The sequence below is a fragment of the Micromonospora sicca genome, from assembly GCF_003172935.1.
In the GTDB taxonomy this organism is placed as follows: Bacteria; Actinomycetota; Actinomycetes; order Mycobacteriales; family Micromonosporaceae; genus Micromonospora; species Micromonospora sicca.
In genome coordinates, this window is record NZ_QGKS01000204.1 from 22,253 (window position 1) to 31,216 (window position 8,964).

An 8,964-nucleotide genomic window follows, 5' to 3' on the forward strand; every position below is an offset into this window, starting at 1 on the left:
GGCACCGCCTTTCGTCCACGACTGCGGGGCTCGGCTCCGCGCTGCTCCTCGCGCTCACCGGGAGTCGCCCGTGATGCGGGAGGCGGCGAGCTTGCCGGAGATGAGAACCATCGGTACGCCCACGCCGGGCTGGGTGCCGGAGCCGACGAAGACCACGTTGTCCAGCGTGCGGTGCAGGTTCGACGGGCGGAACGGGCCGGTCTGGAAGAGGCTGTGCGCGGCGGCGAACGGCGTGCCGGCGGCCATCCCCTGCTCCTCCCACTCGGCGGGGGTGATCGCGCGCAGCACCTCGACGCCGTCGCCGAAGCCGACGTAGCCGCGCTCCTCGAGGGTGTCGACGAGCTGGTCGGCGTAGCGGCGGCTGAGGTCCCCGCGCCAGTCGAACGGCGCCCGGTGGAGGTTCGGCACCGGGGCGAGCACGTAGTAGGTGTGCCGGCCGGCCGGGGCGACCGACGGGTCGGTCCGGCTGGGGTTCGTCACCAGCAGCGACGGGTCGGTCATCAGCTCGCCCCGCCGGATCACCTCGTCGAACGTGCCCCGCCAGGACCGTCCGAAGTGGATGTTGTGGTGGGCGATCTTCGCGTAGCCCTGCCTGGAACCGACGTGCAGCACCACGCAGGAGGGTGAGTAGGTGAGCTTCCGCGCCCGGGTCGGGGGGAGCAGGTCCCGGTAGGCGACCGGCAGGTCCGGGTTGAGCACCACCACGTCGGCCGGGACGAACTCGCCGTCGACGGTCAGCACGCCGGTGGCCCGGCCGTGGGCGGTCTCCACCCGGCTCACCGTGGTGCCGTACCGGATTTGCACGCCGTGCTTCTCGGCCGCGCCGGCCATCCCCCGGGAGACCGCGTGGATGCCGCCGCGCGGGAAGCACACCCCGGCCACCGAGTCGAGGTACGCGATGACCGCGTAGATGGCCAGCGCGTCGTGCGGCGCCAGGCCGGCGTACATCGCCTGGAAGGAGAAGATCCGCTGGGTACGCGGGTCCTGGAAGAACTGGTTGATCTTCGTCTGGAGTCGCCGGAACGCCCCGCCGGCCACCAGCTTCAGCAGGTTGCCGGTGAGCAGGTCGGTCGGCGCATCCAGGTTGCGCTCGATGAAGTCCTTCCGTTCCAGCTCCCACAGCCGGCGCGCGTAGTCGACGAAACGCAGGTAGCCGTCGGCCTCCCGGGCGCCGCAGACCCGCGAGATCTCGGCCGCCATCCGGGTGGTGTCGGTGATGACGTCCAGCGTCGAGCCGTCCGGGTAGTACGCCCGGTAGGCCGGGTCGAGCGGGGTTAGGTCGAGCCAGTCGGACAGCTCCTCGCCGACCGCGCCCAGCGCCTCGGCGATCAGCCCGGGCATGGTGAGCACGGTCGGGCCGGTGTCGAACTCGTACCCGTCGACGCTGAGCCGGCCGGCCCGCCCGCCGGGCACCGGCTCGCGTTCCAGGACGGTCACCTGCCGGCCGGTTCCGGCCAGGTGCAGCGCGCACGCCAGCCCACCCAGGCCCGCGCCCACGACCACCACCCGGTCGGTACGTCCGTTCACGGTCCGCACGTGACCACCTCCTTCACAAAGTCGCCCCTCATGCCCGCCGCGTGGTGGCGGCGGTGGCGAGGCCCGTCAGCGCGGTGCGGGCGGTCTCGTCGATCGACGCCGTGTCCAGCGCGGTCAGCGCCTCGGCCACCCGGTCGGAGATCATCCGCTCGACCTGGACGGCCGCCCCGGTGTCGGCGACCACCTCGGCCAGCCGGGCCACCTCGCCGGCCCCGGTGACCGAGCCGGCCCGGTCCAGCGCCCGGCGCTGGGTCGGGTCGGCGAGTTGCCGGGCCAGCATGAGCAGCGCGGTGGGCTTGCCGGTGCGCAGGTCGTCGCCGGCCGGCTTGCCGGTGGTGGCCGGGTCACCGTAGACGCCGAGCAGGTCGTCGCGAAGCTGGAACGCCTCGCCGACGGCCAGGCCGTAGCGGGCGTACGCGGCGATCAGCGGCGCGTCGGTGGCGACGCCGGCCAGGCAGGCGCCGAAGAGCAGCGGTTGCTGCACGGTGTAGCTGGCCGTCTTGTAGCGGGCCACCCGCAGCGCCCGGTCCACCGACCAGTTCGCCGCGTCGTTCTCACCGAGCACGTCGAGGTACTGCCCGGCGACGGTCTCGATCCGCATCTGGTCGTAGCAGCGCCGGACGTCGAGCAGCCGGCTGGGCGGCACGGTGGCGTGCGCCAGCAGCCGGTCGGCCCAGACCATGCAGAGGTCGCCGATGAGCACGGCCACCGCGGCGCCGAACCGGTCCGGGTCGCCCGCGTGGCCGGCGGCCCGGTGCCGGGCGGCGGCGGCCCGGTGCGCGGTGGGCAGGCCGCGTCGGGTGTCGGAGGCGTCCATCACGTCGTCGTGCACCAGCGCGAACGTGTGCAGCAGCTCCAGGGCGGCGAGCGCCGGCAGCACCGACGGCAGCGACTCGTCGCCGCCGACCGCCCCGCGCCACCCCCAGTAGGCGAAGGTCGAGCGGACCCGCTTTCCACCGGCCAGCACGCAGTCGCGGGCCGCCGCGGCGAAGCCACCCATCGCCGCGTCGATCTCGGTGAGCGAGTCGACCTCGGCGGCCAGGAACGCCGCGAGCGTGTCGTCGACCCCCTTGATCAGGTCCTTGGTGAACGCGGCCAGCACGTCGCGGACCGGATCGTCCGTCGCTCCCGGCTGTGCCGGCGCGACGCGGAGGGCGTCGGCCGCAACTGCGTCGTTGGCCATGTCGGCGAGCGTACCCTAGGGTAACGAGTTGCGTCGATTGCTGCGTCGGATTCGAGGAGGGCCGGTGGACACGGATCTCACCGCTGCCTACGCCCGCTGCCAGGAGCTGCACAAACGCCACGGGCGCACCTACTATCTCGCCACCCGTCTCCTCCCGGCGTGGAAACGGCGGCATGTGCACGCCCTGTACGGATTCACGCGGTACGCCGACGAGATCGTGGACCGGACCGAGGACCTGCCGATGGCCGAGCGCGCCGCCCGGCTGGACGAGTGGTCCGCGCGCTTCCTCGTCGGGCTGCGCGGCGAGCCGGTCGACGACCCGCTCCTCCCCGCCGTGCTGCACACGATCGCCGTCTTCGACCTGGACCGGGCCGACTTCGCGTCGTTTCTCAACAGCATGGCGATGGACCTGACGGTCACGTCGTACCCGAGCTACGACGACCTGCTCGACTACATGGAGGGGTCGGCCGCTGTCATCGGCACCATGATGCTGCCGATCCTCGGCAGCAGCGACCCGGCGGCCGCCCGCGAGCCGGCCCGGCAGCTCGGCGTCGCCTTCCAGCTCACCAACTTCATCCGGGACGTCGCCGAGGACCTGGACCGCGGCCGGACGTACCTGCCCGACGAGGACCTGGCCAGGTTCGACGTCACCCGGGACGACCTGTTCGCGGCGAAGGCGCTGGGCCGCGCCACGCCGAGGATCCGGGAGCTGATCGAGTACGAGGTGACCCGCGCGCAGGCCCACTACGCGGCCGCCGCACCGGGCATCACGCTGCTCGCCCCCGCCTCGCAGGCCTGCATGCGGACCGCGTACGCGCTGTACGGCGGGATCCTCGACGAGGTGGCCGCCCAGGACTACGACGTCTTCGCGCGGCGCGCCGTGGTACCCCGGCGGCAGCGGCTGGCGGTGGCCGCGCGGGCCCTGCTCGCCCCGACCGGTGCGCCGGTGGTGATCCCCGGGCCGGCCCGGACCCCGGTCGCCGTGGGCTGAACCGGGGCGCCGGGTGGACGGTCAGAGGCAGGAGTGCAGCGCCTCCACCAGGTCGTCCACCCGGTCGTGCTCGGCGAGTCGGGAGGTGGCGTACGCGAAGGTGTAGCCGCGCTCGGGATCGGCCCAGGCGCTGCTGCCGCCGATCCCGCCCATGCCCCAGCTGCCGTCGGGCTCCCACTGCATGCCCAGCGTCCAGGACGCCCGCCGGTCCAGCACCAGGTCCGGGCCGTCGTACTGGACCCGGGTCGCCTCGGCGACCAGCTCGCGGCTGAACAGGCGTACCCCGTCCAGGGTGCCGTCGGCCAGCAGGCCCGCGTACAGGCGGGCCAGGGCGGCGGCGGTGGCGTGCAGGTTGACCGCCGGCACCTCCGCGCCCCGCCACAGCGGGCTGTTCACCACCGCCAGGTCCAGGCCGCCGGCCGGGTTGCCCAGCGCCCGGGCGCGCAGCGACCCCGGCTCGCCCAGCATCCGGGTCGGCCACCCCGGATCGCCGTACGTCAGGTCGGCGCACCGCCGCTGGTCCGCCGGACCGAGCCCGAAGCCCAGGTCGAGGCGCCACGGTGCGGCGATCTCCTCGGCCAGGAACCGGCCCACCGACCGGCCGTCCACCCGGCGGACCAGCTCGCCCACCAGGTGCCCGTACGTCCAGGCGTGCTCGCCCGCGACGGTGCCCGGCGCCCAGTCCGGCTCGGCGGCGGCCAGGTCGGCGCAGAGCAGTGCCCAGTCGGCGACCGCCTCCGCCGGCCTGGGAACCGGGAACGCCGGCAGCCCGGCGGTGTGGCTGAGCACCTGCCGGACCGTCGCCGGGGTGCGGAACTCCGGCCAGTGCGCGGCCACCGGGTCGTCGAGGTCGACCCGCCTCCGGTCGACCAGCATCAGCAGGCACAGCGCGGCCACCGGCTTGCCGACCGAGTAGACGTTCACCAGGGTGTCCGGCCGCCAGGCCGGCCCGCCGAGCAGGTCGACCGCCGGGGCGCCGTCGTACCAGACGGTCAGCGCGGCGCCGGTCTCCCGGCCGCCGGCGAACAGGTCCTGAAAGCAGTCCCGGACCGGGGCGAAGCGTGGGTGCATCCGGCCACCGTAGGGGGTCGGAGGTGTTACGAGCGCGGGAATTCCGGTGGGTGCGGTGGCCGACCCTTCGCCGGTGCGGAATGCTGGCGGGATGGCGGAGCCGGAACTGGTGGACGTGGTCGTCGTCGGGCTCGGGGTCGGCGGCGAGGAGGTGGCCGGACGACTCGCCGAGGCCGGTCTCACCGTCGTCGGGATCGAGCGGGACCTGGTCGGCGGGGAGTGCCCCTACTGGGGTTGCGTCCCGAGCAAGATGATGATCCGGGCGGCGAACGCCCTCGCCGAGGCGCGCCGGGTCAACGAGCTCGCCGGCGCGGCGCAGGTCCAGCCTGACTGGGCGCCGGTGGCGAAGCGGATCCGGGAGGAGGCCACCGACACCTGGGACGACAAGGTGGCGGTGGACCGCTTCGTCGGCAAGGGCGGCCGGTTCGTCCGGGGCAGCGGCCGGCTCGACGGGCCCGGCCGGGTCCGCGTGGGCGATCAGATGTTCCAGGCCCGGTACGGGGTCGTGCTCGGCACCGGCACCCGTCCCTCGATCCCGCCGATCGATGGGCTGGCCGACACGCCGTACTGGACGAACCACCAGGCCATCGAGGTGGAGGCGCTGCCGGAGTCGCTGCTCATGCTGGGCGGCGGCGCGATCGGGCTGGAACTCGCCCAGGTCTTCGCCCGGTTCGGCGTGCAGGTGACCGTGGTCGAGGCGGCGGACCGGGTCCTCGCCGTCGAGGAGCCGGAGGCGTCGGAGGTGGCCGCGGCGGCGCTGCGCGCCGACGGGGTGACCATCGCCACCGGGGTGAGGGCGGAGCGGGTCAGCCACGACGGGCAGAGCTTCACCGTGCACGGGGCCGGCGGCGCGGAATTCACCGCCGAGCGGCTGCTGGTGGTGACCGGCCGCAGGGCGCACCTGGAGGAGTTGGGCTTGGAGACCGTGGACGTCGACGCGTCCCAGCGCTACCTGCCGGTGGACGAGCGGATGCACGCGGCCGACGGCATCTGGGCGGTCGGCGACCTGACCGGTGAGGGCGCGTTCACCCACATCGCCATGTACCAGGCGGGCATCGTCGTCGCTGACGTCCTGGACCACATGCGGCGCACCAAGGGCGGCCCGGACCCCAGCGGCACCGCCAGCGTGGCCGGCGGCCCGGCCGGGGTGGCCAGCGCGGTCGGCGGCGCGATGAGCGCCGGCGGGGCGACCGCCGCGCCGGGCAGCATCCCGCGCGCCGACTACCGAGCGCTGCCCCGGGTCACCTTCACCGACCCTGAGGTCGGCGCGGTCGGGCTCACCGAGAAGCAGGCCCGTGAGCGCGGCATCAACGTCCAGGTCGGGTACGCGGACCTCACGTCGTCCACCCGCGGCTGGATCCACAAGGCCGGCAACGAGGGCTTCATCAAGCTGATCGCCGACGCCGACCAGGGCGTGCTGATCGGCGCGACCTCGGTCGGCCCGGCCGGCGGCGAGGTGCTGTCGGGGCTGGTGGTGGCGGTGCACGCGGCGGTGCCCGTCAGCCAGCTCCGGCACATGATCTACGCGTACCCGACCTTCCACCGCGCCATCGAGGACGCCCTCCGCCAGTTGAAGTGACGCCCGGTCTAGTCCGGCGTTTCGCCGTGCCGGCCGGCGCCGGCGGTGAACCGGGCGGCGCCGCGCATCGCGTCGGTGATCAGGGACTCCATGCCGAAGGCCAGTTCAGTGGCCATCGCCTCCGGCTCCGGCAGGCCGGCGTTGGCGAGCAGCGCGGCCCGGTCGTTGCGCAGGCAGGTCTGCGGGTGCCGGGCGATCTCGGCGGCCAGCCGCTCGGCCTCCGCCCGGGCGTCACCCGGCGCGACCAGCCGGTTCACCAGGCCCATCGCGTACGCCTCCTCGGCGGGGACCGGCCGGCCGGTGAGGATCAGGTCCATCGCCCGGCTCTCACCGATCAGCCGGGGCAGCCGTACCGTGCCACCGTCGATCAGCGGGACGCCCCAGCGCCGGCAGAAGACCCCGAGCACCGCGTCGGACTCGGCGATCCGCAGGTCGCACCAGAGCGCCAGCTCCAAGCCGCCGGCCACGGCGTACCCGGAGATCGCGGCGAGCACCGGCTTGGACAGGCGCATCCGGGTGGGGCCCATCGGACCGTCACCTTCCGGCTCGACCCGGTTGCCGCTCGGCGTGCCGATGGCTTTCAGGTCGGCGCCCGAGCAGAACGTGCCGCCGGCGCCCCAGAGCACGGCGACCGCCGCATCCGGGTCCGCCTCGAAGGCGCGGAACGCGTCCGCCATGGCCCGGGCGGTCGGTCCGTCGACGGCGTTCCGGGCCGCCGGCCGGTCCAGGATCACCGTGGTCACCGGCCCGTCGTGCTCCACGCGTACGCCCATCGGGTCAGCATGCCCGCCGACGACGCCGGCACGCCAGGTTTCCGCCGCGCCGTGCTGCCCCTTCAACAGGTCAGGTCAAGGCCCGCGTTCGCTACGAAGCTGATGACGTGAACGAATCGCGGGTGTCGGCCAGCCTCAGGAGCGCTCGCGCATCTCGGCGACGAATGCCCGCCAGGCGGCCAGGGTGAAGGTGAGGGCCGGGCCGGTCGGGTTCTTCGAGTCGCGGACCGCGACCAGGCCGGGGAGGTTGTCGGCGACCTCGACGCAGTTGCCGCCGTTGCCGCTGCTGCGGCTGCTCTTGCGCCACCGGGCGCCCGTCAGCTCCATGTCTCCGCCACTTCCCTGATGAGGTCGACCGACTGCCAGTGGGACAACGCCTCGCCGCGCACGTTCTCCCACGCGGCCATTATCGCCGCGATCTCATCGACGTCGCTAACCACTTGTCCCTGGAGCTGGTTGTCGAGGTAGCCGGCGAGTCGGTGGTCCGGGCAGGCCGCGATCACGAACGGACCGTTAAGGCCGGCGTATGCGCCGACCGAGGACGGCACGACGTGGACCCGGACGTGCGGTTCGGCGCAGGCGGCAACCAGCGCGTGGAGTTGCTCGCGCATCGTCTCCGGACCACCGACGGGCCGGCGGAGAACTCCCTCGTCGATCACGGCGGTGAGCTGCGGCGGGTCCTCTCGTCGGAGGATGCCCTGGCGGGCGAGCCGAGACGCGATGTGTCGGTCGATGTCGGTCCTCGGCAGCGTGCCGGCGCCGGTGAGAACAGCTCTGGCATAGGCCTCGGTCTGCAGTAGGCCCGGCAGAACGAGGGATTCAAAAGACCGCAGCGACACCGCCTCGCGCTCGATCTCCTGCCAGGGACGGAACCAAACGGGCTCACGACGTCTTGAAGTGTCCGGCCAGATGTCCCCGACGTCCCGCCCCAGCACCTTCGCCGCCGAGATCCGATGCCGGGGATGAGGGATGCGGCCCTCGCTGAGCCACCGCCCCACGGTCTTCGGGTCCACGCCCACTCGCTCGGCGAGCGATTCGGTCGTGTGCCCGGTCTCGCCGAGCGCCACCCGCAGCGCGTCGTTCACGGTCCCTCCATCGGACGTCTCAAATATCCACCGACCATATAGCTACGCGGTGTATCTGTCCGACCACCGAAGGGAGCGTGTTGGGCAGGACGGCGCGGCCGGTGGAGGCGAGGAGCCCGGCGGTCGGCGTCAGCGCTGGGGCCGCCCCGCCAACGACGTCGGGGCGGCCCCCTCGAACCACTTCGAAGGGAGCCATCCGTGCGTTTCCGGTTCTGGCGACACCAGCCCGAGAGGTCGATCCAGGTACCTCGGCAGCGGACGCCGCTGAACGAGTGGCCGAGCTGGGCGACCCGGCCCACCCAGGTCTTTCCGGCGACCGAACCGGGCCGAGCGGGCAACCTGACTCCGGCACAGCGCTGGCGGGCCGGCGGATGGCGGCGCGACGGCGGCGGGAGGTGAGCCGCCCGTCCCGTCCGCACCTGCCGATGCGTCCGCTGTGGCGGTGCCGGGCCTGTGGCGCGGAGTGGCCCTGCCAGCCGGCCCGACTGTCCCTGCTGGTCGAGTACCGCGAGGACCGGATCGCGCTGCTGGTCTACCTGGGCACCCTGATGGCCGAGGCGAGCGCGCAGTTGTCCCAGCTCAACGGCCACGCCGCGCCGGAGAATCTGGCCGAGCGATTCCTGTCCTGGGCGCGCGCCCGGTGACTGCGCCGGGCGCGGCGGGCCGGGGTGGGGGTCAGGTGCGACGGGCCAGGGTGGCGCCGAGGGCGGCGCCCACCACGCAGCCCACCCCGAGCAGTTGCGGCC

At 73.6% G+C, this 8,964-nt stretch carries 9 protein-coding genes; 3 read left to right on the forward strand and 6 right to left on the reverse strand.

Going from position 1 to position 8,964, the window contains the following annotated elements; genetic code table 11:
- Positions 1–54: 54 nt before the first annotated feature.
- Positions 55–1,536, reverse strand: a complete 1,482-nt coding sequence (gene crtI / locus DKT69_RS13405; protein ID WP_109801896.1) for a phytoene desaturase family protein — start codon at positions 1,534–1,536, stop codon at positions 55–57.
- 28 nt (positions 1,537–1,564) lie between these two features.
- Positions 1,565–2,719, reverse strand: coding sequence for a polyprenyl synthetase family protein (locus tag DKT69_RS13410; RefSeq protein WP_109801897.1), 1,155 nt, complete (start codon positions 2,717–2,719; stop codon positions 1,565–1,567).
- Positions 2,720–2,783: 64 nt separating this feature from the next.
- On the opposite strand from DKT69_RS13410, the gene DKT69_RS13415 reads away from it, so the two are divergent.
- Positions 2,784–3,710, forward strand: a complete 927-nt coding sequence (locus tag DKT69_RS13415; protein WP_109801898.1) for a phytoene/squalene synthase family protein — start codon at positions 2,784–2,786, stop codon at positions 3,708–3,710.
- 21 nt (positions 3,711–3,731) lie between these two features.
- Here the strand turns inward: DKT69_RS13415 and DKT69_RS13420 are convergent, their stop codons facing one another.
- Complete coding sequence (locus DKT69_RS13420) at positions 3,732–4,781, reverse strand: serine hydrolase domain-containing protein (RefSeq protein WP_109801899.1); 1,050 nt, start codon at positions 4,779–4,781, stop codon at positions 3,732–3,734.
- A 91-nt stretch (positions 4,782–4,872) separates the two neighbouring features.
- Here DKT69_RS13420 and DKT69_RS13425 point away from each other — a divergent pair, with 91 nt between their 5' ends.
- The gene (locus DKT69_RS13425; protein WP_109801900.1) at positions 4,873–6,360 is read left to right on the forward strand and encodes a dihydrolipoyl dehydrogenase family protein; all 1,488 of its coding nucleotides are present in this window, start codon (positions 4,873–4,875) and stop codon (positions 6,358–6,360) included.
- 8 nt (positions 6,361–6,368) lie between these two features.
- Here DKT69_RS13425 and DKT69_RS13430 read toward each other — a convergent pair whose 3' ends face one another.
- From DKT69_RS13430 to DKT69_RS13440, 3 genes are all read right to left on the reverse strand, one after another.
- Positions 6,369–7,133: a crotonase/enoyl-CoA hydratase family protein gene (locus DKT69_RS13430; RefSeq protein ID WP_109801901.1), complete on the reverse strand. Its 765-nt coding sequence runs from the start codon at positions 7,131–7,133 to the stop codon at positions 6,369–6,371.
- Positions 7,134–7,268: 135 nt separating this feature from the next.
- Entirely contained in the window at positions 7,269–7,460 is a 192-nt protein-coding gene (locus tag DKT69_RS13435) for a DUF397 domain-containing protein (RefSeq protein WP_109801902.1), read from the reverse strand.
- Entirely contained in the window at positions 7,451–8,218 is a 768-nt protein-coding gene (locus DKT69_RS13440; RefSeq protein WP_109801903.1) for a helix-turn-helix domain-containing protein, read from the reverse strand. Before DKT69_RS13440 ends, DKT69_RS13435 begins: the two co-directional genes overlap by 10 nt.
- Before the next feature lie 371 nt (positions 8,219–8,589).
- Between DKT69_RS13440 and DKT69_RS13445 the strand changes: the two genes are divergently transcribed.
- Positions 8,590–8,862 (forward strand): flavin reductase, encoded by a 273-nt coding sequence (locus DKT69_RS13445; RefSeq protein WP_109801904.1) that lies wholly within the window; start codon positions 8,590–8,592, stop codon positions 8,860–8,862.
- Positions 8,863–8,964: the final 102 nt, after the last annotated feature.

Bases quoted from the DNA above. Each gene is read 5' to 3' on its own strand.
- DKT69_RS13410 (WP_109801897.1), bottom strand. From the start codon at position 2,719: ATGGCCAACGACGCAGTTGCGGCCGACGCCCTCCGCGTCGCGCCGGCA.
- DKT69_RS13420 (WP_109801899.1), bottom strand. From the start codon at position 4,781: ATGCACCCACGCTTCGCCCCGGTCCGGGACTGCTTTCAGGACCTGTTC.
- DKT69_RS13425 (WP_109801900.1), top strand. From the start codon at position 4,873: ATGGCGGAGCCGGAACTGGTGGACGTGGTCGTCGTCGGGCTCGGGGTC.
- DKT69_RS13430 (WP_109801901.1), bottom strand. From the start codon at position 7,133: ATGGGCGTACGCGTGGAGCACGACGGGCCGGTGACCACGGTGATCCTG.
- DKT69_RS13435 (WP_109801902.1), bottom strand. From the start codon at position 7,460: ATGGAGCTGACGGGCGCCCGGTGGCGCAAGAGCAGCCGCAGCAGCGGC.
- DKT69_RS13445 (WP_109801904.1), top strand. From the start codon at position 8,590: ATGGCGGCGCGACGGCGGCGGGAGGTGAGCCGCCCGTCCCGTCCGCAC.